This is a genomic window from Paenibacillus spiritus (assembly GCF_008710135.1).
GTDB classification, from domain to species: domain Bacteria; phylum Bacillota; class Bacilli; order Paenibacillales; family Paenibacillaceae; genus Paenibacillus_AQ; species Paenibacillus_AQ glufosinatiresistens.
The window spans coordinates 37,832-59,348 of sequence record NZ_VYKK01000002.1; the positions used below are offsets into that span (position 1 = coordinate 37,832).

A 21,517-nucleotide genomic window follows, 5' to 3' on the forward strand; every position below is an offset into this window, starting at 1 on the left:
TATTTTATGTAAAATTTTTGTGACCATAAAGGATGGGCGGCGGCTTCTCCGCTCCACTTTGCAGGCCCAATTTGGTACAATGTACGGGACTGGCCTATTTACAAGAATAAAGAAGGAGAAATCATGTCTATTATGCAACCTTCCTCCTCCGCTCCGCAGTGGGGGGATAAACGTTTTCATACCTGGAATCACGAAATGCGCGAGCAATTCGATACCAAAGTGTTCAAAGTCATGCTGGACGCGGGCTTTACCTGCCCGAACCGCGACGGTTCGATCGCCAAGGGCGGCTGCACCTTCTGCAGCGCGCGCGGCTCCGGGGATTTTGCCGGCCGCCGGCGGGATGACCTGGTGACCCAGTTCAACACGATCCGGGACCGCCAGCACCAGAAGTGGCCGAATGCCAAATATATTGGATATTTCCAGGCCTATACCAATACTTACGCCCCTGTCGAAGAGCTGCGCGAGTATTACGAAGTGATTCTGGAGCAGCCCGGCGTCGTCGGCCTGTCCATCGCCACCCGCCCCGACTGTCTGCCTGACGATGTGGTCGAATATCTGGCCGACATCAACAAGCGGACCTATCTGTGGGTCGAAATGGGGCTTCAGACCATTCATGAATCCACTTCGAACCTCATTAACCGGGCTCATGATACCCGCTGTTACATCGAAGCGGTGGAGAAGCTTCGCAAGCACGGAATCCGCGTATGCACGCACATTATCCACGGATTGCCGCAGGAGACGCATGAAATGATGCTCGAGACGGTGGAAGCCGTCTCCCGGATGGATGTCCAGGGCATCAAGATCCATCTGCTGCATCTGATGCGCAAGACGCCGATGGTGAAGCAGTACGAAGCCGGACTGCTGCGCTTCCTGGAGCAGGACGAGTACGTCAAGCTCATTGCCGATTCGCTCGAGATCCTGCCTCCGGAGATGATTGTGCATCGGCTGACCGGCGACGCGCCGCGCGATCTGCTGATCGGTCCGATGTGGAGCCTGAAGAAATGGGAAGTGCTCAATGCCATCGACGACGAGCTGACCGCCCGGGACAGCTGGCAGGGCAAATACTGGAGGAAGCGCTAGATGGGCTTCCTCTCGGTGCTCGGCATGGCCCAGCAGCTGGTATCCCGGCGGCTGCAGCCCGGCGGGCGGGCGGTCGACGCCACCGTGGGCACGGGGGCCGACACGCTGTTCCTTGCCCGGACCGCCGGCAGACGGGGCCGGGTCTTCGGCTTCGATGTGCAGGAGCAGGCGCTCCGGATCGCCCGGGAGCGCCTGGACCAGGCTCGCCTGGCGGGCGAACGGCTCGGCGAGACGACGCTGCTGCTGGCCAGCCACGCCGGCATGGCCGAGGCCGTGCCGGCTGATTGGCGCGGCGCCGTGGACGCGGTGATGTTCAACCTCGGCTATCTTCCAGACGGAAGCGCCGACAAGACGATCATCACCGAAGCGTCCAGCACGCTGGCTGCGCTGAACGCGGCCCTGTCGCTGCTCGCGCCGCGCGGCGTGCTGACCGCCGTGGTCTATCCCGGCCACGAAGGCGGCGAAGCCGAAGCCACCGCGGTCCGGGCCTGGGCGGAAGCGCTGTCTCCCAAGGACGGCCAGTCGATCGTCTATCGTCAGCTTCAGCGCCCGGAAGCGCCTTATTTGATTGCCGTGGAACGAAGCAGGCTTCCGCTCTAGCGAAGCCTCCCACCGCCGCTACATCATGATATGAATTGGCCCTCCGGGTCCAATTGATATAAATAAAGAATACGGAGAGGAATGGAATTCATGACACAGCCATATCCATTGAAATTTCAACCCGACTTTCAGGAACGGGTCTGGGGAGGCCGCGCGCTGGAGCGGTTCGGCCTGGATCTCCCGGACGGCGTCATCGGCGAAGGCTGGATGATCGCCGATCATCCGAACGGCGTATCGACCGTCGTGAACGGCGAGCTGGCCGGACTGGGCCTGGATGCCGTCCGCGAGAAGCTGGGCCGCGAATGGTTCGGCTCGAAAGGCTACAAGGAGGACGCCCGGTTCCCGCTGCTGGTGAAGCTTCTGGACTGCAACGACGATCTGTCCGTGCAGGTTCATCCGACCGATGACTACGAAGGGCTTCCCCAGGGCGAGCTCGGCAAGACCGAAATGTGGTACGTGCTGGACGCCAAACCGGGCGCTAAGATCATCTACGGCCTGAAAGAAGGCGTGGACCGTGAACAGCTTCGCGAAGCGCTGGAGTCCGGGAACGTCATGGACACGCTGCAGGAAGTTCCGGTATCGGCGGGGGATACGTTCTATATCCCGGCGGGGACGGTTCATGCGCTCTGCGCCGGCGTGCTGGTGGCCGAAATTCAGCAGAATTCGGACACGACCTACCGCATCTACGACTACAACCGTCCCGGTCTGGACGGCAAGCCGCGCGAGCTGCATATCGAGCATTCCCTGAACGTGACCGCCTACGAAGGCGCGGGCGCAACGTCGATGAAGACGGACGGAGCGAAGCCCGGCGAGTGGCTGCGTCTGGCCCATTCTCCTTATTTTATCGTGGAAAAAGGCATGGTGAGCGAGAAATGGGAACTGTCGGCCGCACCGGACAGCTTCACCATTCTGGTCATCTGCGAGGGCAGCGGTCACCTCACCTGGGAAGGCGGCTCCCAGCCGTATGCCGCAGGCGAATGCTATCTCATCCCGGCCAGCCTGAGCAGCTACGCCATTGAAGGCCAGTCCACGCTGCTGCGCGCGTACCTGCCGTAAGGCGAGGAACTCCATGAGCGAGCAGTTCTTCTGGATGACGGACCCGGTCGGCGTTGACATTCACATCTATTCCTGGCTGCCGGATGCGGGACAGCCGCTGCGCGGCGCCGTCCAAATCGCGCATGGCATGTGCGAGACGGCCGGACGATACGCCGAACTCGCCGCATCGCTGAATGCGGCCGGCTTCGCCGTCTATGCCGGCGACCACCGGGGACACGGCCGAACCGCCGGCGCCGTCAACCTGCTTGGCGACGCCGGCGAAGACGGCTTCTACTGGATGCGGCGCGATCTGACCGGCATCGCCGGGATCATCCGGAAGCGGCATCTGGAGCTGCCGCTCTTTTTGCTGGGACACAGCATGGGCTCCTTCCTGGTTCAGAAGCTGATGGGCGAGGACGGGCCGGAGCTCTACGACGGCTTCCTGCTGACGGGAAGCAACGGGCCGCGCCGCCTGCTTGCGCTGGGCGAATGGATGGCCCGTTCGCAGAACCGGCTCCGCGGGGATCTTCATCGGAGCGTTCTGCTCAACACCGTTGTCTTCGGCACCTATAACCGTTCCTTCTCGCCGGTCCGGACGGCGTTCGACTGGCTGAGCCGCGATCCGGAAGAGGTGGACCGGTACATTGCCGACCCGTACTGCGGCGCCATCTGCACGACCCGGTTCTTCCGCGATTTCTTCCGGCTGCTGCGGGAGCTGCATACGGAGGAGACGCTGGCCGGGCTCTCGCCGGACAAGCCGGTCTTCCTGTTCTCGGGAGACAAGGACCCGGTCGGCCTCGCCGGCAAAGGCATGATCGCGCTGGCGGACCTCTACCGGTCCCGCGGCATCCGCGACGTGGAGCTGAAGCTGTATCCGGGAGGACGGCACGAAATGCTGCATGAGATCAACCGCGCGGAAGTGGCCGCCGATGTGCGGGACTGGCTGCAGCGGCACCTGCCGGAAAGTCCCTGCCCGCATAACCATCCCTGACCATTGGAACGCCGAGTTGACTACAGACATCGAGAACGGCCGCCGGTTCAATTTCAATGCACCCGGACGGTCACCAATAGAAGGTATGTCAGTACTAGAAGCACGCTTCAGAAGACAGCAAAAGACAGACCTTTCGCTCCGGCGAAAGGTCTGTCTTGGTGTTAGGGCATATCCGTCATTGCCGCCTGCAGCAGCGGCAGTCCCAAGCCTCTCCGGTCTCCCGCTTCCGAATGATAACCTTGCAGCCGCTCGCTCCCTCTCTATTCTGCCGGTACCGGCACAGCCGGCCAAGGCAGCGCAAGAAACCGGGGAACACCGCTTGCACTTAGGCCGTCCCCGCTCTCCCCCTCCTGGCCGTACAGCACGAGCAGAAGGGTGGCCTCATCGGCGGGCCCGAAGCGCCCGGCGACATCCCTGTCTGCTTCGCCTTCCGGCGCGTCGAACGGAACGCCGGCCAGCGAATCCAGCACGGTGGCCAGCGGGAACGGCAGCAGCGACAGCGCGGCGGATTTGTGCAGCTCGCGCTCGGACAGTCCGAGCGCCGCCAGCTCCGGCGAATAATATTCCGGCGCGGCCGCAAGCGCCCGCATGGCATCCTGCCAGCCGGCTTTGTCCAAGGCCGGTTCCCACCAGATTTTGCGCGGCTTGTACCGGTGGCCCAGGAAATAATCGAGCTGCATCAGCCCCTCGATGACCGCCATGCCCGGCGTGCCCCGTCCGGTCAGAAAAGACCGCAGACGGATGAACAGATCTTCAAGCTGGTGGCCGATCTTCGACCAGCCCTGCGCCTCCCAGTAATCCCCGAACTCCTGGAAGAAATCGAACGGCGTTGCAAAGACCTTCCGGATCAAATATTTCACGGTGTAATCCATCCGGTGGTCGTTCCAGTATTTCTCCAGCACATCCTCCAGCCGCTTCAGCCGGACGATGTCTCCGAAGCTCAGCATATGGCTGCTCAGAATTTCATACGGCGCGGTGTCCATGTAGACGTAATCGTATTTGGCGGCCTGGGCCCGGAGGCCTGTGCCGCGCAGCATTTTCAGAAATCCGAGCTGCAGCTCCTCCGGCTCCATCGCGAACACGTCGTTGAAGGTCTTGCGGAACGTCGCATAATCCTCCATCGGCAGGCCGGCGATCAGATCCAGATGCTGGTCGATATTGCCGCTGCGCTTGATGGTCATGACCGTGCGCGACAATTTCGCAAAATTCTGGCGCCGCTTCACCAGCTCGTTCGTCTCGTCGTTCGTGGACTGCACTCCGATCTCGAACCGGAAGATGCCGGGCGGCGCATGCTCCGCGAGAAACGCCAGCACCTCGGGCCGCATGATGTCCGCCGTAATCTCGAACTGGAACACGCAGCCGCCGTGATTGTCGATCAGGAACCGGAACATTTCGAGGGCGTACTCGCGGTTGATGTTAAAGGTGCGGTCCAGGAATTTGATCGTCTTCGCGCCGTTCTGGATGAGGTACAGCAAATCCGACTTCACCCGCTCGATGTCGTAATAGCGGACGCCGACCTCGATGCTTGAGAGACAGAACTGGCAGTTGAACGGGCAGCCCCGGCTGGTCTCGAAGTAGACAATGCGCTTGCCCAGGGAAGGCAGATCCTCGGGAAAACGGTGCGGCGAAGGCAGGGTATTCAGATCGCTCTTCGGCCGGGGCGGGTTGACGACAACCGCGCCTTCCCGGCGGTAGGCCGCTCCGAACACGAAGTGAAACTTCCTTCCGTCCCGCAGCTCCTGCAGCAGATGGTGGAACGTCTCTTCCCCGTCGCCGCAGACGATGAAGTCGATGCCAGGCTCCCGCTCCATAAAGACCGCCGGCTCGTAGGTAACCTCGGGACCGCCCAGCACAATGGCCGTCTCCGGCATAATCTTCTTGAGAATGGCGACCAGCTTCAGGGTCTCCTCGATGTTCCAGATGTAGCAGGAGAAGCCGATGACGTCAGGCCGCCGGGCGAACAGATCGGAGACGACATTCATCGCCGGGTCCTTGATGGTGTATTCGGCCAGCTCGATGTCGAACTCGCGCCCGCTGTAGGCTTTGAGCAGCCGGATGGCCAGCGAGGTGTGAATATACTTGGCGTTCAGTGTCGCCAGAATGACTTTCATCGTTGTCTTCCTCTCTTGTCAGTCGTAATCCGCATGATCGCCGTCCCGCTGAAAAAACTCCAGAAACGCCCGGCCGTATTTCCGGTATTTGACCTCTCCGACCCCCTTGACGTTCATCATCTCGCGTTCGGTCTGCGGCTGCGCCACACTCATCTCGCGCAGCGTCGCGTCGTTGAAGATAATGTAGGACGGCACATGCTCGCGCTCGGCCAGCTCGCGGCGGATCAGCCGCAGCTGCTCGAACACCGTCTCGTTGACCGCCGACGGATGAACGTCGCGCGAGCCCCGGCTCCGGGACGATCCGCCGCTCTTCGCCGCCCGGGCGACGCGCTGGACGACCTGCGCCTGGCCCTTCAGCACATCGGCCGCCGGAAGCTGGAGCCGGACAATCGGGTATTGGCCTTCGGACAAGGCCAGATAGCCTTCAGAGATCAGCACATTGATGATCTCGGTGATCTCCTTCTCCGTCTTCGCAGACAGCGCGCCGTGCGTCGGCAGCTTGTCGAAGCCGTATTGCAGCACCTTCTGGCTCCGCGACCCCTTCAGGACGGAAGCCACCAGGGCGACGCCGAAGCGTTCGCGCATCCGGTGGATGCAGGAGAAGATCTTCTGCGCTTCCACCGTAATATCGACCAGCTCCCGGTCGTCGGTGCAGGAGCTGCATTTGCCGCAGGGCGCATCGTCATGTTCTTCGCCGAAATAATCCAGCATGGCGCTGCGCAGGCAGCGGGTCGTGTAGCAGTAGTCAATCATCTGCTGCAGCTTGCGGTAGTCGTTCTGCTTGCGTTCGGAATCCTGCGGGTTCTGCTCGATCAGGAACTTCTGGGTCATAATGTCCTGGGCGCTGAACAGCAGGATGCAGCTGCTCGGCTCGCCGTCGCGTCCCGCGCGGCCGGCTTCCTGGACATAGGCTTCCATGTTCTTCGGCATGTTGTAGTGAATGACGTACCTCACATTCGACTTGTCGATCCCCATGCCGAAGGCGTTGGTGGCGGCGATGACGCGGATGTCGTCGTACAGAAAAGCTTCCTGGTTCGCCGCCCGGTCCTCGTCGCTCATGCCGGCATGGTACCGGCCCGCCGGCACCCCGGCGGCGCTGAGCCGCTGGTACAGATCGTCCACTTCCTTGCGGGTCGCCGCGTAGATAATGCCCGGCTCCTGGCTGTGGCTGGCGGCGTAGTCCAGCACAAATTCCCGCTTGTTCTCCCCGCGCAGCACAGACATGGCCAGGTTGTCCCGGCCAAGGCCGGTCACGAAGACGCCGGGATCGCGCAGGCGAAGCAGCCGGACGATGTCTTCCATGACTTCGGGCGTCGCCGTGGCGGTAAAAGCCGCCACAATCGGACGCTCGGGCAGTCCGTCCACGAACGGCGAGACCGACAGATAGCTCGTCCGGAAGTCGTGCCCCCACTGCGAGACGCAGTGGGCTTCGTCCACGGCGACCAGGGAAATCGGAAGCTCCGCCATTTCCATGCGGAACCAGTCCAGTTCCAGCCGCTCCGGCGCGACATAGAGCAGCTTGAGCTCGCCGCGCCGCGCAGCCCGGAGGCGGTCGTTCGCTTCCTTGCCGCTCAGGGTGCTGTTGATGTAGGCTGCCGGGATGCCCGCGGTTGTCAGCGCGTCCACCTGATCCTTCATCAGGGAGATGAGCGGCGAGACCACCAGCGTCAGACCCGGCAGCAGCAGCGCCGGCACCTGGTAGCAGATCGACTTGCCGCCGCCGGTCGGCATGATGCCCAGGGTGTCGCCGCCTTGCAGAAGGCTGGCGACGATATGTTTTTGTCCTTCGCGGAAGTCGGGATAGCCGTAATACTTCTGCAGTTCGGCCTGGGCCCGCTCCATCGTGAGACCTTGTGTATGGATCATAATTGCTCCTAACCTCTCGCTTGAATATACAACCTTTAGTTTACATAAAAACCAGCCCCAAGGCCAACACTTAAGCGTGAATATAGACCTTGGCCCAGGCTTGGCCCGTGCCCGGGCAAGGCGGAAGCCGCCAACCGTCACCGCGGAAGAAGGAGGAGAGTCGGCATGTCTACGCCGGACTGGAAGCAGCGGTACGACACGTTCAAGTCGCGGCGGAATTCGGGCCGCGGCAGCAGCGAGGAGGATCTGGACGGCAGGGAAGAGAAGCCGCAGACCGAAGAACGGAGTGCACAGAACGCAGACAGGAGCGTACCGGACGGAGAGCGCGGCGAGGCTGCTTCCCCCGGCAGCAAGACGGCCCCTTCCGACCCAAGCGACGGCTCGCCGAACCCGCTGCCGGACCGCCTGCCCGTGAAGGCCGATCTGGAGGCGAATCTGGACCAAATGTCGGATATGCTCGGCATGAACGGAGATCTGGTGATTCGACGATTCCATCTCTTCGGCCGCTGCCGGGCCGCTGCGGTATTCTTCTCCTCCATGATCGAGACCGACCAGCTTCAGGATCATGTCCTGAAGCCGCTGATGGCCGAGCTGTCCGAGGGGGCGGATGGGGAATCAGCCCGGGGCGACGGGCTGATCGGTCTGATCTGGAACCGGACCGTCCATATCGGCCAAGGAGTGCGGACCGGCAATCTGGCCAAGCTCCCCAATGAAATCGTGCAGGGCCGGCTCGCCCTGCTGATCGACGGGCATGAGGAAGCGCTGGCCTTCGATATCCGGCGGATCGAATACCGCTCGATTGAGCAGCCGCAGACGGAGCAGGTGATCCGGGGAGCGCGGGAGGGCTTTGTCGAGAAGCTGGAGCCGAACCTGACTCTGCTCCGAAGCCGCCTACAGACAAGCGAGCTCCGGATCGAGACCGCGCCTGTCGGCACCCGGAGCGCCTCGGTGGTGGCTGTCTGTTATCTCGACGGGCTCACGGATGCCGGTCTGGTCGAAGAAGTCATGCGCCGCCTGTCGCTGATCGGCACGGACGGCATCATCGACGCCGGCTATATCGAGCAGTTCATCGAGGATCAGCCGCTCTCGCCTTTTCCCCAGGTACAGTCTACGGAGCGTCCCGACAAGACGGCGGCTTCGCTTCTGGAAGGAAGGGTCGCCCTCCTGGTTGACGGCTCCCCTTTTGCGCTGATTGTTCCCGCGCTCTTCAACCAGTTCTTCCAGACCATCGACGATTATTCGGAGCGGTTCCTGATGGGCAGCCTCATCCGGCTCGTGCGCCTGATCGCCCTGTTCTTCTCGCTGTTCTTTCCGGCGCTGTACGTGTCGATCATCTCTTTCAACCCGGAGCTGATTCCGACTGAATTCGCCGTGGCCATCTCGGGCGGGCGTGCCGGGGTACCTTTTCCGGCAGCCATTGAAGTGCTGATTATGGAAGTGGCCATGGAGGTGCTCCGGGAGGCCACGATTCGGATGCCGCAGATGATCGGCGGCGCGCTCTCGATTGTCGGCGTGCTGGTCATCGGGGAAGCAGCCGTATCGGCCGGGCTGGCCAGTCCCATCACGGTCGTGATTGTGGCGCTGACCACAATCGGCTCTTTTGCCACCCCCGCCTATAATGCGGCCATTGCCCTGCGGATGCTGAGGTTCCCGCTGGTGCTGCTGGCAGGACTGTTCGGCCTGTACGGGGTGATGGTCGGCAGTATTCTGATCTGCAATCACCTGCTGATGCTGGAGTCATTCGGCGTTCCGTATATGTCCCCGTTCATCTCGGGCAAGGCGCGGGACCTCAAGGATACGCTGATTCGGGTGCCGTTATGGTGGATGCGCAAGCGGCCAAGCTTCCTGCATCCCGAGAACCGGGTGCGGGTCCTGCCTTCGCTGACACAGCGCAGCATTGATCATCTGTTCGAGGAAAGGGGAGAACTGTATGAAGACACAGCAGATCTCGACGATCCGGGCCACCACGGTCATCGCTAGCGCCGTCGCGGGTGTCGGTATCCTCAGCTTCCCCCGCTACATGGCAGACGCCGGCAATACCGCTGCTCCGCTGGTAACGCTGGCCGGAGTAGGTGTGGCCCTGGTTGATCTGGTTATCGTCGCCCTGCTCTCGGCCCGGTTCCCCCGGGAAAATCTGTTCCAGTTCAGTTCCCGGCTGCTGGGCCGCCGCGCCGCCTGGGTCATGAATCTCGTATTGATGTTCTTCTTCCTGATGCTGACCTCGCTCACCGTCCGGCAGTTCGGGGAAGTGGCCTCAACCGTGCTGTTCCAGCGGACGCCCATTGAAGCGGTTATTCTGCTTATGCTGGTGCTGGCCACCCTGTCTTCCCGGCGGGGAATCGTCAAATTCTCCTATATCCATTACTTCTACTTTCCTCTGATTATAGGTTCTATTGCGTTTATCCTGTTGTTCTCGATCCGCAAAATCAGCGTTATTCACCTTATGCCTCCGGGAGGCGTCAATGTCTCCGCCAGCAAATTTATGAAGGGGATGCTGGAAACGTCCGCCCTGTTCGACCGCTCGTTCGTGCTCACGCTGATTGTGCCGTTCATGGAGAAGCCCGGGAAGGCAATGCGCGCCGGGCTGCTCGGAATCGGAATAACCGGGCTGATCTATCTCTCGATCACGGCGGCTGCCATCGGCATGCTAGGCGTAGAGGAGGTCAAACTCCTCTTCTACCCCACCCTTGAGGTGGCCCGATCGATCTCCGCGGGCGAAGGTCTGCTGGAACGGCTCGATGCGCTGTTCATCATTATCTGGGTAATCTCTGTCTATACGACGGTCTACACGACTTATTATATCTGCTCCTATCTGCTTCGCCATCTGCTGCATCTCCAGGACCAGCGGCTGGCTTCCAGCGCGCTGCTGCCGTTCATGTTCGCACTGGCCATGGTTCCGGAGAACATCTTTATCAGCTATACAGCCGCCAATCGCCTGGCTATCGCCGGCCTGGCCGTGCTGACCGGTTATCCCCTTCTTCTGCTTGCTCTTGCTCTTCTTCGCCGAGTAAAGGGGGACTCCGTATGAGCAGCGCCGCAGCAAAAAGAACACCGGCTGTACGGATCATCGCTCTGCTGCTCGCCGGTGTGCTGGCTTCGCTGTTCCTGTCCGGCTGCTGGGACGAGGTCGAAATCGAGGACCGGGCGCTTGTGCTCGGCCTGGCTATTGATCTGGCGGACGGCAAAGATCAACACCCCGATGAAGGAGTCACCCACCGGGCGGAAGAGAAGCTGCCTACCCGGAGAATTCATGTGACGGCCCAGATCGCCGTCCCGGGCCGCGTCCCGCTCGGTCCCGGCACCGGCAGCGGAAGCAAGGAAAGCCCGGTCTGGGTCGTGGAAGTGGAGGGCAAGACGCTCGATGACGCCATGAACAATCTGCAGCAGCAGGTAGCCGATCCCCGTTATCTGATCCATCTGCGGGTCATCGTCATCAGCCAGAGCATTGCGAAGCAGGGCATTCAGGATTTGAACGATTACCTGAGACGCAATCCGGAAATCCGGCGAAGCACCTGGCTGCTCGTCGCTTCCGACGGCCGGGCCTCCAAATATATGGACGTCAATCCGCCCCTTCAGCGCGTGCCCACGCTCTATATCCTCTCCATGATGGAGAAGGCGGTAGCCACCGGCAAGTTGCCGCCGGCCTATTGCGGCGAATTCTGGTCTTCCCTTTCCCACCAGGGACAGGACGGCATCCTGCCATATATTTCGCTGCGGCGGAACGAGAATATTCTGATCAAGGGGTTGGCTTATTTTCGTAAAGGAAAAATGGTCGGGGCGACGACCCCGCTGGACATCGGCATCTACATGGCCGTGATGGGGATGGATCCCGGAGGCTATTCGGTTCTTCAGGAAGTCCCCGGCGTCGGCGTCGTCATGGTCCGGGTCACCAGCCGGTTCAGCCGGAGAACATCGGAGATTGTGAACGGCGTCCCCCATATCGCTTACGATATTCATCTTGAAGGCAATGTGGACGAGCACTACAGCGAAGAGGTTTTTATTAACAATACCGGGACGCTGAACAAGATCGAGTCCTGCTTCGAGAAATACGCACTGGAAAGCGCTGCCCTTCTAATGGAGGAGACCCAGAAGAAGCGTTCCGATATCTGGGGAACCGGGGAGTTCATCCGCGCCCACCATCCCGGTTATTGGGGAACGAAGATTGACGGAAGAGACAAGTGGAACGAGGAGTTCCCGAAGGTGAAGGTCTCCTTCCGGATACAGATAACCATGAAGCGCGTCGGACTCAAGGAACGCTGAAGCGAGGGAGGAATGAAGCGGTGATCCATACGTATGCTTATATGGCCCTCTCCTGTCTCTTCTCGGCCCTGCTCCTGCTCACGGTAGACTGCCGGATCTACCGGGTCAGCGGGCGCAGACGGGAATACCGGGTTGCCCGGCTGTTCGGCTGGGGTCTGGCGGCGCTCTTCGCGGGCTGCGTCACCTTCCTGATTCTGCGTTCCTAAGGACAGCCGGTTCTACCTTCCGAACCTCCGTTGTGCTATATTGGGGAGTGCGAAACCACCGAAGGACAAGAACGGAGAATTCCCATGACCAAATCCAATCATCGCTCTTCCCAACCGGCCGCCGGCAAGCGTACCGGACCATCCGATTCCAGGCCGCAACGCAACAAGCCGGCCCGAACCAGCCCGGCTCCTGCCGGTCCCAAGAAGCGCCCCCCTGCGCCAGGCGCCTTCCGTCCGGCTGCGCCGCTCGTCTATACCTGCGGCGCTGCGGACGAGCTGCTGCCCTTTCTGCTGGCCAACCTGACGGGCAAAGGCCGCAATGCCGTCAAGGGCATTCTGGCCCGGGGCCAGGTGTCCGTGAACGGACGAGCCGTTACCGCCTATAACCATCCGCTGCGGAGCGGTGATACCGTAACCGTAGACCGGGAGAAGCAGGAACCCGCCCCGGTGCTGAGCGGTCTGTCGATTCTGCATGAAGACGACGATATCATCGTCATCGACAAAGAAGCCGGACTATTGTCCATGTCCGCCGGAGACGACACCGAGCCTACCGCATACCGGCTGCTGACGGAGCACGTCCGGGCGTCGAATCCTAAAGCCCGGATCTTCATCGTCCATCGGCTGGACCGCGATACCTCCGGCGTCATGATGTTCGCCAAGAGCGAGCGCGTGCAGCAGCTGCTTCAGAATAGCTGGAAGGAATCGGTCAAGGAACGCACCTACGTCGCGCTCGTGGAAGGCGCGGTCAAGAGACCCGAAGGACGGATCGAATCCTGGCTGAAGGAGACCTCGACGCTGAAGATGTATTCCGTTCCGCACCAGGGCGACGGCCAGCATGCCGTAACCCATTACAAGCTGCTGCAGAGTAACCGCCATTTCTCGCTGTTGCAGGTCAACCTGGAGACCGGACGCAAGAACCAGATCCGCGTTCACATGTCGGATATCGGCCATCCGGTGGCCGGCGACAAGAAATACGGGGCCGTCACCAAGACGGCCGGCCGCCTCGGCCTGCACGCCCGGGCGCTGTCCTTTGTCCATCCGTCAAGCGGGGAGCTGCTGACCTTCGAGAGTCCCGTCCCGAAGGCTTTTCTGAAGTATTCCGCTCCGGACAGCGCTGCCCGGAGCTGAGAGCGTCACGGCGAGCCGGGCAGCGGCGGAGCTGCCGTCCGCAGCGCTCTGCTGCTGCGTTCTGCACGCTCTCTCTGCCATTCATCCGAATGGCCCGAAGCAACCGGAAACGCCCCGCGGCCGTAATTGGCCTGCGGGGCGTTTCTTCATTGGCGCTTGCCGTGCTCTATACGCGGCAGGAACCGTCCGAGCAATCGGCGTCTCCCCCGGCTTCCCGGGTCTCCCCGCTGCCCACGATCCGGAGAGAAGGCGCTTCTTTCTCCTCCGCCCGAACCATTTCCAGCACCTCGAGGAACACAGGACCCGGCTGAGCGCCGGAGATCGCATACTTGTCGTTGAAGACAAAGAACGGCACCCCGGTCACGCCGAGCGCTCCTGCCTTGGCGATGTCCTCTTCCACCCGGTCGCCGTAAGCGCCGGATTCCAGTATCGCGGCGACCGGCGCAGCCTCCAGACCGGCTTCTTCCGCCAGCCCGACCAGCACCCCGCGGTCGCCGAGATTCAGCCCGTCGGTGAAGTAGGCCCGAAGCAGACGCTCGTTCATCTCCGCCCCTCGTCCCTGCTCCGCCGCATATTGGCCAAGCCGGTGGGCGTCATACGTATTCGTGTGGACGACCCGCTCAAAATGAAAGTCCAGCCCGACTCCTCTCGCCTGCTCGGCAAGGCTCTCGTTCATCCGGAGCGCTTCCTCCTCGGCAATCCCGTACTTGCGGGCCAGCACCTTATGAATGCCGACGGTTCCTTCCGCCGGCGCCTTCGGATCAAGCTGGAAGCTGCGGTAGACCACTTCTGTCTCCGTACCCGGAGCAGTCTGCATCCCCAGCTGCTCCATCGCGCTCTCCAGTCTTCGCTTGCCGATATAACAGAACGGACAGGCATAGTCCGACCATACATCTATCTTCATTGCCGTTTCCTCCCAGGTTCAATGTGCTTGTGCGGCTCTTGCTTGTGCGCCTCTTGCTTGTGCAGCTCTAAGGCCTATTACGCTTACTATTATATAGTTACTTGCCGCAAAACACAATGGAATCTCCCTGGTCCGCTTCTTTACTCGCCTATGGCCCTCTCCGGCTCCGGTCCGGCCGTGCCGGCCGCCGTTCCCGGCAGGTCCGGCCGGCCGGATAGCGGGCGCCCGGCCGTGCGGAGCAGTTCGCCGAGCTGCCCGGCAACCGCCTCTTCCGTGTAGCGGGCCAGCACCTGCTCCCGCGCTTCACGGCCCATGGCCGCACGCAGCACCTCGTCGTTCAGAAGAGTGCGCATGGCTCCGGCCAGCGCCTCGGCGTCCGGATCTCCCGCAAGCAGACCATTCTCGCCGTGCCTTAGAAGGCCCCTCACTCCCGGCACGTCGAATCCCGCTGCGGGCAGGCCGCAGGCTCCCGCCTCCAGCAGCACCAGAGGGAGGCCTTCATAGCGGGAAGGCAGAACGAACAGCTCCGAAGCCGCGTAGTAACGGGCGAGCCGTTCCTTGTCGGCAACCGCTCCAAGCAGCGCAACGCTGTCCTCGGCCCCGTTCTCCGCGATGCACCGCCGCAGCAGTTCCTCATCCGGCCCGCCTCCGGCGATCAGCACACGCAGTTCCGGCATTTCCCGGCGCAGCAGCGCCGCAGCACGGATCAGCAGGGTATGTCCTTTCTGTCGCTCGAACAGGCGGCCGGCCGTCATAACATAGCGGCAACTCTCATCCAGCCCAAGCTCCCGGATGGCTTCTCTGCGGTCCTGCGGCCGGAAGATGCCGGTACGGACAAAGTTCGGAACAAGGCGGATGCGGTCCCGCAAATGCGGAAGCTCCCGCTGCATCCGGGCGAGCTCTTCTCCGTTCAGCACGGTCAGATAAGCCGCCCTTCGCAGCGTCCGTCTCTTAAGCGGCAGAAGCCAGGGATGAATGCTCCCTCCGTGATGGGCGGCAATAATCGGGATGCCCAGCCGCCGGGCCGACTGCGAGAGCCGTTCGAACCGGCCGTGCGCATACTCCTGGGCGTAGATCAGCTCCACACCGTCCTGCCGGAGAAGCTCGTCCAGCAAGGGATGCACCGTTGCCGTGTACTGGGAGAGAAAGCGTCCGAAGGGCGTCCGGTCCGCCAGCGGAAGAGAGGCATACAGGCGGTACCAGCGGCCTGCCGGAATAAACTTCAGGGTGCAGCCGGTAAGGCTGTGAACGGCTGTACGCACCGAGCGGCCCTTCTCGGTGAAGTTATAGATCGTAACCCGGTGACCCTGGCGCTGCCACATCGCCGCGTATTCGAACGAGAAATCATTGGAATACCTCTCGGCGTACTCTTCTTCAGTCAGCCCCAGTCCCCGCACATAGAAATCCTCGAAGCAATTGGTCGACAGAAAAATCCCTACATGCATTCAGCATCACATCCTTTCTCCATTATTTTCAATCCTTTTCCAGTATTATATAGTTCTTTGCGGGGAAGACGAAGTAGACGAAAGGGGTAGACGCCCTATTTCTCATGAAACGTTCACACAACTTCTGCGGGATCAGCCCGGACCGCCGCCCTCTCTGGTCCCGTGTCCTGCGGTATGATAGTATGGATGTGACAAATGAATCCAGGCTTATGGAAGGTGAATTATGGCTATTACAAGAAAGGCGGCGCTTCTCTCCCTCGCCGTCCTGATGAGCGCCTCTCTGCTGGGAGGCTGCGGCAAGGAGAACAACGGCGGGGCGCCGTCCGCTTCGGCTTCCGCGGGAAATGCGGAGGTGACCGAAGAGAACGGCACCCGGGCGATGGCACAGACCTATTACATCTACGACACCGTGGTGAATATCAAGGTGTTCGGAGACAAGGTCCAGCAGGCGAACATGGACCATATCCAGGAGATGATGGAACGGATGGATATGGAGTTCAGCCGGACGAAGAAGGACGGCGATGTGTACAAGATCAACGAAGCCGCCGGCAAGGAAGCCGTCAAAGTCTCCGACGAGACGCTTGACGTCGTGAAGCTCTCCGTCAAGTATGCCCAGGAGATGGACGGGCTGTTCGATCCGACCATCGGTCCGCTGGTCGATCTCTGGAATATCGGCAGCGGCGGCGAGAGCGTGCCGCCCAAGCAAGAGATCGACAAGGCCCGGGCGCTGACGAACTACAAGGACGTTATCATCGACGAAGCGGCCAAGACCGTCAAGCTCGCCCGCGAAGGTATGGTGCTTGATCTTGGCGGTATCGGCAAAGGCTACGCCGCCGACCGGATCGCCGACTATCTGCGCGGCGAAGGTCTGGACAGCGCCATGATTAATCTTGGAGGCAGCAGCATTATCGCGCTCGGCGTCAAGCCGAACGGCTCGGAGTGGAACATCGGTCTTCAGGACCCGGACAAGAGCCGCGGAACCCAGCTCGGCACGATCAAGATCAGCAACGGCGAAGTCATCGACGCCTCGGGCGTCTATGAACGCTTCTTCATGCAGGACGGCGTACGCTACCATCACATCCTCGACCCCCGGACAGGCTACCCGGGACAGGTCGGACTCAAGAGCCTGACCATCATGAGCCCGAACGCTACGGATGCCGACGCTCTGTCCACCGGCGTATTTCTGATGGGGGCCGAGGAAGGCATGAAGTACCTGCAGTCGCTTCCCGAGAAGATCGACGCCTTCTTCATTACGGAGGACAACCGGATCTATGCAACCCCGGGCATTCGCGACCGGCTGGTGCTGACCGATTCCACGTACTCCCTCGCGAACTGAACTTATCGCGCCCCGCTTACCTTGCAGGCGCAAGACAAGAGAGCAGCCGTACGCAGCGGCTGCTCTCTTGTTGTCTCTGCGTTATTCGTCTCTGCGTTATTCATCGCTGCCGGAAGAGCCAAGCAGCAGGGGAACCAGCTCGCCGAAGTCGGCAAAAGCCAGCGTCGGGCCCGGTCCGGGCTCGGGTCTGCGTCCGCGCGGATTGTACCAGCAGACGTTCCAGCCGGCTGCGAGCGCCCCCGCCACGTCATTCTCCCAGCTGTCCCCGATATACACCGAATCCGCCGCTTCTGTTCCCGTAGCGGCATTGACATGGCGGAACAGCTTGGGGTCCGGCTTCGCCAGACCGACGGCATCGGAGATGAAGAACCGGCGCTCCGGCAGGAGCCGGTCCAGACCGAGAGCCCGAATCTTCTTCATCTGATGCGTCTCGGGGCCATTCGTAATAATCCCGACGGTTCGGCCCTCTTCAACCAGCCGTTCCAGCAGCTCCATCGTGCCCGAGTTCGGCTCGATGTCATACTGCCTGTCGATGTAGGCCTGCTGCAGAAGGGCCGCCAGTCCGGGGCCTCCCGGCAATCCGGCTTCCTCCAGCATCCGTTCCCAGCGCAGTTCCCGGGTACGGGTCAGCTCCAGTCTCCCCGAGAGATAATCGGGCCACAGCAGGTCGCTGAAATAGCGGAAACGCCGGAAGCGGTGAATCCACTCCTGCTCTTCGGCACGCAGTCCCCCGGCCTCCTCCATCGCCTTGCGAAAGGGAATCATCTGATCATACAGCGTATCGTCCAAATCCCAGAATACAGCGGTTCTTTTCTTTTCTCCCACAGCTTGACTTCCTTTCCCGTACGGCCCGTTCTAATCTCTGGAATCATAGAAGATATGCTCGGCCCTGATCTCTCTTCCGCCTGTCTCCAGGAGTCCGAAGGAGTAGCGTTTCTCCCTCCGCTTGTCTGTCGGAGAACCGGGGTTGAACAGCAGCAGACCGCTCTCCCGCCGCAGCAGCGGCTGATGCGAATGACCGAACAGAATGCAGTCCAGCGACTCCCCCCGAAAGGCCAGCAGCGCATTGCCCGGCGTGCCTTGACCCGAGTAGGGATAATGGCCGTGAACAAGCCCGAAACGCAGCCCGTCCAACTCCAGAATCTTGCGTTCTCCGAACCGGCTCACGATCATGGGCCCGTCATTGTTGCCCGCGATCCCTTCCACCGGAGCCAGTTCCGCCAGCATGTCGTACACTTCGGGAATGACCCAGTCTCCGAGGTGGAGAATCAGATCCGCTCCCTCCAGAGAGCGGATCAGCGTCTCCGGCAGCTTCCGTCCGGTCCGGCTGATATGCGTGTCTGATACAACACCGATTCTCATCATCGTCCTCCTTATCCTGACTAGGTGGCGGCCCGGCCGGCCGTCACGGTCCGCAGCGTTACGGCGCCGCCGCCTTGGCTATAGTCCAGAGCGAAGCCCAGCGCCTGGCAGAGCTCCGGCAGCGGAACCATCCACTGCCCCTTCCTAAGCTCCGGCTGCGCGCCGGGGAGAGCAACCGGCCAGCCGTTGACCTCCAGCTGCTTCTGCGGCACCAAGCGGCGAATGCGGTCGATGGCCTCCTGCGCGGAGCGGCGGTCGCTGCCGGCATTGATGCGGGGAGCGTTAACTGCGCCCCGCGTAGCCATACCTTCCCGAATGGTGAAATGCAGCCGGATGCCCACCGCCTCTGCGGCTTGCAGCGTCCGGGCTGTCGCCGATCCGTACGGATAGGCAATCGCCGAATCCGTATTGCCCAGCTCCTGTCTCAGCCGGGATTCGGCGTGAGACAGATCCTTCTCCACCCTCTGGTAATATTCTTCATTCGTCTCGTTCCGGTCTTCGCCCTGGATATACAGCAGCGAACTCAGCGCCGGCCGCAGATCTCCGTCGCCGTCCACCGGCTCATAGCGGTGCAGATCATACGTATGGTCATAGAAGCCCATGCCATGCTTCTTCATCTCCCGCATCTGCGCCCAGGTCAGCTTCGGTACTCCCCCCCGGGAGGGATGGTCGACGTCGGAGACAATGACAAAATTAACCGCGCTGTAACCATACCGGCGCAGAACCGGATAGGCCAGCTTGTAGAAGCTCTCATACCCGTCGTCAAAAGTCAGAAGCACCGCGTTATCCGGCACGGCTCCTTCGCCCTGCATGAAGCGCTCGTACTGCTTCATGGTGATTACCCGGTAGCCCTCCGACTTCAGCAAAGCCATCTGCGCCTTGAACCGGTCCGCCGGCAGAACTCCCGGCAGCCGGGGCTGCGAGCCTTCCGAGAGATGATGATACATCAGAACGGCGACTTCGTTCCGGTAATACACGCCGGGCGGGAGCTTCCGGTCACTGCCCCAGGAGATGTCGGCATGGAGCAGGCGCTCCGCGAACGGCAGGCTGACCATCAGCCCTCCGTGCCGGCTGAGCACAGGCCCTTCGGCAGCAACCGGCCGCCCGTCCCGGATGAACCGGTACGGCTCCGGACCCCAGCCGTCCGTGAGGCTCTGAACCAGGATGAAGATCACTGCGGCCGCCAGGACCGCCAACCCTATTCTTCTCAAGAGGAACGCCTCCCTACAAATGCGTTATCCTCCTCATGATAGAACTCAGGCAGCTGCCGAGGGTAACAAAAACGTCATTCCCTCCCGGCTATTTGAAATTGCGCCAGTCCTGCTTGCTGTTCTCCAGCAGGTGCCCGAAGTCATTGTCAAGCCGCTTCTGCTCTGCCCGGCGCGCCGCTTCCGCCTGCTCCCGCTCCGCCTCGAGGCGGCTGCGCTCTTCCTCCTTGAGACTGTCGGCCTGCGCTTTCAGCTTGCCGAGCACTTCCGGGTTCAGCAGGTCCTTCAGTGTTGCCGGACCCGCATCCGCCCCCGGCTTCTTCGGAGCCGGGGCTGTCTTCTTCTTCGCCATCGTCTAAGTTCCTCCCTGAACCAAAATTCGTGTTCTTGCCGCTTCTGTCAAGAATCAGAAGTCAGGATGCCGTCCGGTTCTCCGGCCCCACCTTGCGTCCCACAATGACGAGATCGCGCTTCACCCCGTCCAGCTCCGCGACTTCGGGCAGCAGACCCCAGCGCTCGAAGCCGAACCGCTTAAGCAGCGCCAGGCTCGGTCCGTTGTGGCCGAAGACGAAGCCGACCAGATTGGTCAGCCCGAGCCGGGGGCATTCCTGGATCGCCCGCTCCAGCAGCAGCGTGCCCGCTCCCGTCCCCCGCCACGCTTCGCCTACATAGATGCTGAGTTCAGCGGTTCCGTTATAGGCCGGACGGCCGTAGAACGACTGGAAGCTCAGCCAGGCGGCGACTTCCCCGTCCTGGCGCAGCACCCACAGCGGCCGGTGGTCGCTGTTATGCTCCCGGAACCAGTTCAGCCGGCCCTCCACCGAGACCGGCTCCAGATCGGCGGTCACCATTCGGCCCGCCACGGTCGAATTATAAATATCCACAATCGCCGGCAGATCCTCCAGCCGCGCGTCTTCAATTGCCGCATGCTTCCATTTCATTGACAATCCCCCCGATTTGGCCGCCCGCTTTGCATGAACCCGGCAGGCGGTGATACTCTGTATAGGACAACGTAATCCATTCACGGCCTTTTCGTCAAATCCCCTTATGAGGAGAATGAATGCAGATGATGGAACACAATGATGCCATACGGGAAGAAATCTACAAGACGGTAGCCGGACTGTCGGCCGAGACGCTGAACCGGAAGCCGGCCGAAGGCAAATGGTCTCCCATCCAGGTCATGGAGCATTTATACCTGATGGAACGGGGCATTACGGCCGGCATCGCGGCGGCCTTGAAATCCGGCGAAGCTGCGGCCGACCCGAAGCCCTACCGGCTGACGCTGGACCGCAGCCGGTATATCGACGCCCCGGCCGCGTTCGTGCCGACCGAAGAGCTGCTGCTGCCGGCCGACGTCCGCGCCCGGCTGGACCAGTCGCGCGCCGAGCTCAGAGCGCTGCTGGAAGCGAGCGACTCCAGCCTGTGGGCGCGCCGGGTCTATCCCCATCCGGTCTTCGGACCGATGGATGTGGCCCAGTGGGTTGATTTTATCGGCGTCCACGAAGAACGCCATCTCGCCCAGATTCGGGAAGCGCTCGCCGCCTGCTAAGAAGGAGGAGAGAGCCATGGCAACGATTGACGATTTCATGCAGCTGGACTTGAGAGTCGGCACGATTGTTACGGCCGAGCCGTTTCCCGAAGCTCGCAGACCGGCAATCAAGCTTGGAATAGACTTCGGCGAGCTCGGCGTCAAAGCTTCGAGCGCCCAGATCACGCGGCGGTATGCGGCAGAGGACCTGATCGGGCGGCAGGTGGTGGCTGTCGTCAACTTCCCGCCCCGCCGCATCGCCGGCTTCCGGTCGGAGGTGCTGATACTCGGCGGCGTCCCGGAAGAGGGCGATGTCGTCCTGCTGCGTCCCGACGCGTCCGTGCCGAACGGAACGCCGGTCGCCTGACCGGAGTATCCCGGCAGACCGGAGCATTCGGAAGGCTGCGGCCGGTTCAATCGGCTATAATAAACGGATAGCCGGCGATTTATTTAATAA

21 protein-coding genes are annotated in these 21,517 nt (G+C 61.5%); 12 read left to right on the plus strand and 9 right to left on the minus strand.

What is annotated here, in order from left to right:
• Nucleotides 1–132 precede the first annotated feature (132 nt).
• The 4 genes from F4V43_RS00970 to F4V43_RS00985 all read left to right on the plus strand — a co-directional run bounded on the left by F4V43_RS00970 (nt 133) and on the right by F4V43_RS00985 (nt 3,706).
• The gene (locus F4V43_RS00970) at nt 133–1,080 is read left to right on the plus strand and encodes a TIGR01212 family radical SAM protein (protein WP_150456404.1); all 948 of its coding nucleotides are present in this window, start codon (nt 133–135) and stop codon (nt 1,078–1,080) included.
• Nucleotides 1,081–1,680, plus strand: a complete 600-nt coding sequence (locus F4V43_RS00975; protein WP_150456360.1) for a class I SAM-dependent methyltransferase — start codon at nt 1,081–1,083, stop codon at nt 1,678–1,680.
• 90 nt (nt 1,681–1,770) lie between these two features.
• Nucleotides 1,771–2,736 carry a type I phosphomannose isomerase catalytic subunit gene (locus F4V43_RS00980; protein WP_150456361.1) on the plus strand — a complete coding sequence of 322 codons (966 nt, stop codon included), beginning with the start codon at nt 1,771–1,773 and terminating at the stop codon, nt 2,734–2,736.
• 13 nt (nt 2,737–2,749) lie between these two features.
• Entirely contained in the window at nt 2,750–3,706 is a 957-nt protein-coding gene (locus tag F4V43_RS00985) for an alpha/beta hydrolase (protein WP_150456362.1), read from the plus strand.
• 260 nt (nt 3,707–3,966) lie between these two features.
• On the opposite strand, the gene F4V43_RS00990 is transcribed toward F4V43_RS00985, so the two are convergent.
• Both F4V43_RS00990 and recQ read right to left on the minus strand, forming a co-directional pair.
• Nucleotides 3,967–5,817: a B12-binding domain-containing radical SAM protein gene (locus F4V43_RS00990; protein ID WP_150456364.1), complete on the minus strand. Its 1,851-nt coding sequence runs from the start codon at nt 5,815–5,817 to the stop codon at nt 3,967–3,969.
• A gap of 18 nt (nt 5,818–5,835) precedes the next feature.
• Nucleotides 5,836–7,683 carry a DNA helicase RecQ gene (gene recQ / locus F4V43_RS00995; protein WP_150456365.1) on the minus strand — a complete coding sequence of 616 codons (1,848 nt, stop codon included), beginning with the start codon at nt 7,681–7,683 and terminating at the stop codon, nt 5,836–5,838.
• Between the two features lie 165 nt (nt 7,684–7,848).
• Here recQ and F4V43_RS01000 point away from each other — a divergent pair, with 165 nt between their 5' ends.
• The 5 genes from F4V43_RS01000 (at nt 7,849) to F4V43_RS01020 (ending at nt 13,277) form a co-directional block, all read left to right on the plus strand.
• On the plus strand, nt 7,849–9,663 hold the full coding sequence (locus tag F4V43_RS01000) for a spore germination protein (RefSeq protein WP_223879732.1): 1,815 nt from the start codon (nt 7,849–7,851) through the stop codon (nt 9,661–9,663).
• Nucleotides 9,614–10,711, plus strand: a complete 1,098-nt coding sequence (locus F4V43_RS01005; RefSeq protein WP_150456367.1) for an endospore germination permease — start codon at nt 9,614–9,616, stop codon at nt 10,709–10,711. Before F4V43_RS01000 ends, F4V43_RS01005 begins: the two co-directional genes overlap by 50 nt.
• Nucleotides 10,708–11,943, plus strand: coding sequence for a Ger(x)C family spore germination protein (locus tag F4V43_RS01010; protein WP_150456368.1), 1,236 nt, complete (start codon nt 10,708–10,710; stop codon nt 11,941–11,943). The genes F4V43_RS01005 and F4V43_RS01010 overlap by 4 nt, the downstream gene beginning before the upstream one ends.
• A 20-nt stretch (nt 11,944–11,963) precedes the next feature.
• Nucleotides 11,964–12,149, plus strand: coding sequence for a CLC_0170 family protein (locus tag F4V43_RS01015; protein ID WP_150456372.1), 186 nt, complete (start codon nt 11,964–11,966; stop codon nt 12,147–12,149).
• 84 nt (nt 12,150–12,233) lie between these two features.
• Nucleotides 12,234–13,277, plus strand: a complete 1,044-nt coding sequence (locus tag F4V43_RS01020; protein WP_150456374.1) for an RluA family pseudouridine synthase — start codon at nt 12,234–12,236, stop codon at nt 13,275–13,277.
• A 166-nt stretch (nt 13,278–13,443) separates the two neighbouring features.
• Here the strand turns inward: F4V43_RS01020 and F4V43_RS01025 are convergent, their stop codons facing one another.
• Nucleotides 13,444–14,181, minus strand: a complete 738-nt coding sequence (locus tag F4V43_RS01025) for a DsbA family oxidoreductase (protein WP_150456378.1) — start codon at nt 14,179–14,181, stop codon at nt 13,444–13,446.
• Nucleotides 14,182–14,321: 140 nt separating this feature from the next.
• On the minus strand, nt 14,322–15,626 hold the full coding sequence (locus F4V43_RS01030; RefSeq protein ID WP_150456379.1) for a glycosyltransferase family 4 protein: 1,305 nt from the start codon (nt 15,624–15,626) through the stop codon (nt 14,322–14,324).
• Between the two features lie 223 nt (nt 15,627–15,849).
• On the opposite strand from F4V43_RS01030, the gene F4V43_RS01035 reads away from it, so the two are divergent.
• Nucleotides 15,850–16,962 carry an FAD:protein FMN transferase gene (locus F4V43_RS01035; RefSeq protein ID WP_150456380.1) on the plus strand — a complete coding sequence of 371 codons (1,113 nt, stop codon included), beginning with the start codon at nt 15,850–15,852 and terminating at the stop codon, nt 16,960–16,962.
• Between the two features lie 96 nt (nt 16,963–17,058).
• Here F4V43_RS01035 and F4V43_RS01040 read toward each other — a convergent pair whose 3' ends face one another.
• The 5 genes from F4V43_RS01040 to F4V43_RS01060 form a co-directional block, all read right to left on the minus strand.
• The gene (locus F4V43_RS01040) at nt 17,059–17,787 is read right to left on the minus strand and encodes an HAD family hydrolase (protein ID WP_150456381.1); all 729 of its coding nucleotides are present in this window, start codon (nt 17,785–17,787) and stop codon (nt 17,059–17,061) included.
• A 30-nt stretch (nt 17,788–17,817) separates the two neighbouring features.
• Nucleotides 17,818–18,324 (minus strand): metallophosphoesterase family protein, encoded by a 507-nt coding sequence (locus tag F4V43_RS01045; RefSeq protein WP_150456406.1) that lies wholly within the window; start codon nt 18,322–18,324, stop codon nt 17,818–17,820.
• A 20-nt stretch (nt 18,325–18,344) separates the two neighbouring features.
• Nucleotides 18,345–19,535, minus strand: a complete 1,191-nt coding sequence (locus F4V43_RS01050; RefSeq protein ID WP_150456382.1) for a polysaccharide deacetylase family protein — start codon at nt 19,533–19,535, stop codon at nt 18,345–18,347.
• 88 nt (nt 19,536–19,623) lie between these two features.
• Nucleotides 19,624–19,884 (minus strand): YqkE family protein, encoded by a 261-nt coding sequence (locus tag F4V43_RS01055; RefSeq protein WP_150456383.1) that lies wholly within the window; start codon nt 19,882–19,884, stop codon nt 19,624–19,626.
• Between the two features lie 61 nt (nt 19,885–19,945).
• On the minus strand, nt 19,946–20,473 hold the full coding sequence (locus F4V43_RS01060) for a GNAT family N-acetyltransferase (RefSeq protein WP_150456384.1): 528 nt from the start codon (nt 20,471–20,473) through the stop codon (nt 19,946–19,948).
• Nucleotides 20,474–20,598: 125 nt separating this feature from the next.
• Between F4V43_RS01060 and F4V43_RS01065 the strand changes: the two genes are divergently transcribed.
• A complete protein-coding gene (locus F4V43_RS01065; RefSeq protein ID WP_191089421.1) occupies nt 20,599–21,081 on the plus strand; it encodes a DinB family protein in 483 nt (160 codons plus the stop codon).
• Nucleotides 21,082–21,097: 16 nt separating this feature from the next.
• Nucleotides 21,098–21,427 (plus strand): chaperone CsaA, encoded by a 330-nt coding sequence (gene csaA, locus F4V43_RS01070; protein ID WP_150456386.1) that lies wholly within the window; start codon nt 21,098–21,100, stop codon nt 21,425–21,427.
• Nucleotides 21,428–21,517 lie beyond the last annotated feature (90 nt).

Bases quoted from the DNA above. Each gene is read 5' to 3' on its own strand.
- csaA (WP_150456386.1), top strand. From the start codon at position 21,098: ATGGCAACGATTGACGATTTCATGCAGCTGGACTTGAGAGTCGGCACG.
- F4V43_RS01020 (WP_150456374.1), top strand. From the start codon at position 12,234: ATGACCAAATCCAATCATCGCTCTTCCCAACCGGCCGCCGGCAAGCGT.
- F4V43_RS01055 (WP_150456383.1), bottom strand. From the start codon at position 19,884: ATGGCGAAGAAGAAGACAGCCCCGGCTCCGAAGAAGCCGGGGGCGGAT.
- F4V43_RS00980 (WP_150456361.1), top strand. From the start codon at position 1,771: ATGACACAGCCATATCCATTGAAATTTCAACCCGACTTTCAGGAACGG.
- F4V43_RS01045 (WP_150456406.1), bottom strand. From the start codon at position 18,324: ATGAGAATCGGTGTTGTATCAGACACGCATATCAGCCGGACCGGACGG.
- F4V43_RS01030 (WP_150456379.1), bottom strand. From the start codon at position 15,626: ATGCATGTAGGGATTTTTCTGTCGACCAATTGCTTCGAGGATTTCTAT.
- F4V43_RS01025 (WP_150456378.1), bottom strand. From the start codon at position 14,181: ATGAAGATAGATGTATGGTCGGACTATGCCTGTCCGTTCTGTTATATC.
- F4V43_RS01065 (WP_191089421.1), top strand. From the start codon at position 20,599: ATGATGGAACACAATGATGCCATACGGGAAGAAATCTACAAGACGGTA.
- F4V43_RS00990 (WP_150456364.1), bottom strand. From the start codon at position 5,817: ATGAAAGTCATTCTGGCGACACTGAACGCCAAGTATATTCACACCTCG.
- F4V43_RS00970 (WP_150456404.1), top strand. From the start codon at position 133: ATGCAACCTTCCTCCTCCGCTCCGCAGTGGGGGGATAAACGTTTTCAT.
- F4V43_RS01035 (WP_150456380.1), top strand. From the start codon at position 15,850: ATGGCTATTACAAGAAAGGCGGCGCTTCTCTCCCTCGCCGTCCTGATG.
- recQ (WP_150456365.1), bottom strand. From the start codon at position 7,683: ATGATCCATACACAAGGTCTCACGATGGAGCGGGCCCAGGCCGAACTG.
- F4V43_RS01000 (WP_223879732.1), top strand. From the start codon at position 7,849: ATGTCTACGCCGGACTGGAAGCAGCGGTACGACACGTTCAAGTCGCGG.
- F4V43_RS01005 (WP_150456367.1), top strand. From the start codon at position 9,614: ATGAAGACACAGCAGATCTCGACGATCCGGGCCACCACGGTCATCGCT.
- F4V43_RS00985 (WP_150456362.1), top strand. From the start codon at position 2,750: ATGAGCGAGCAGTTCTTCTGGATGACGGACCCGGTCGGCGTTGACATT.
- F4V43_RS01060 (WP_150456384.1), bottom strand. From the start codon at position 20,473: ATGAAATGGAAGCATGCGGCAATTGAAGACGCGCGGCTGGAGGATCTG.
- F4V43_RS01010 (WP_150456368.1), top strand. From the start codon at position 10,708: ATGAGCAGCGCCGCAGCAAAAAGAACACCGGCTGTACGGATCATCGCT.
- F4V43_RS00975 (WP_150456360.1), top strand. From the start codon at position 1,081: ATGGGCTTCCTCTCGGTGCTCGGCATGGCCCAGCAGCTGGTATCCCGG.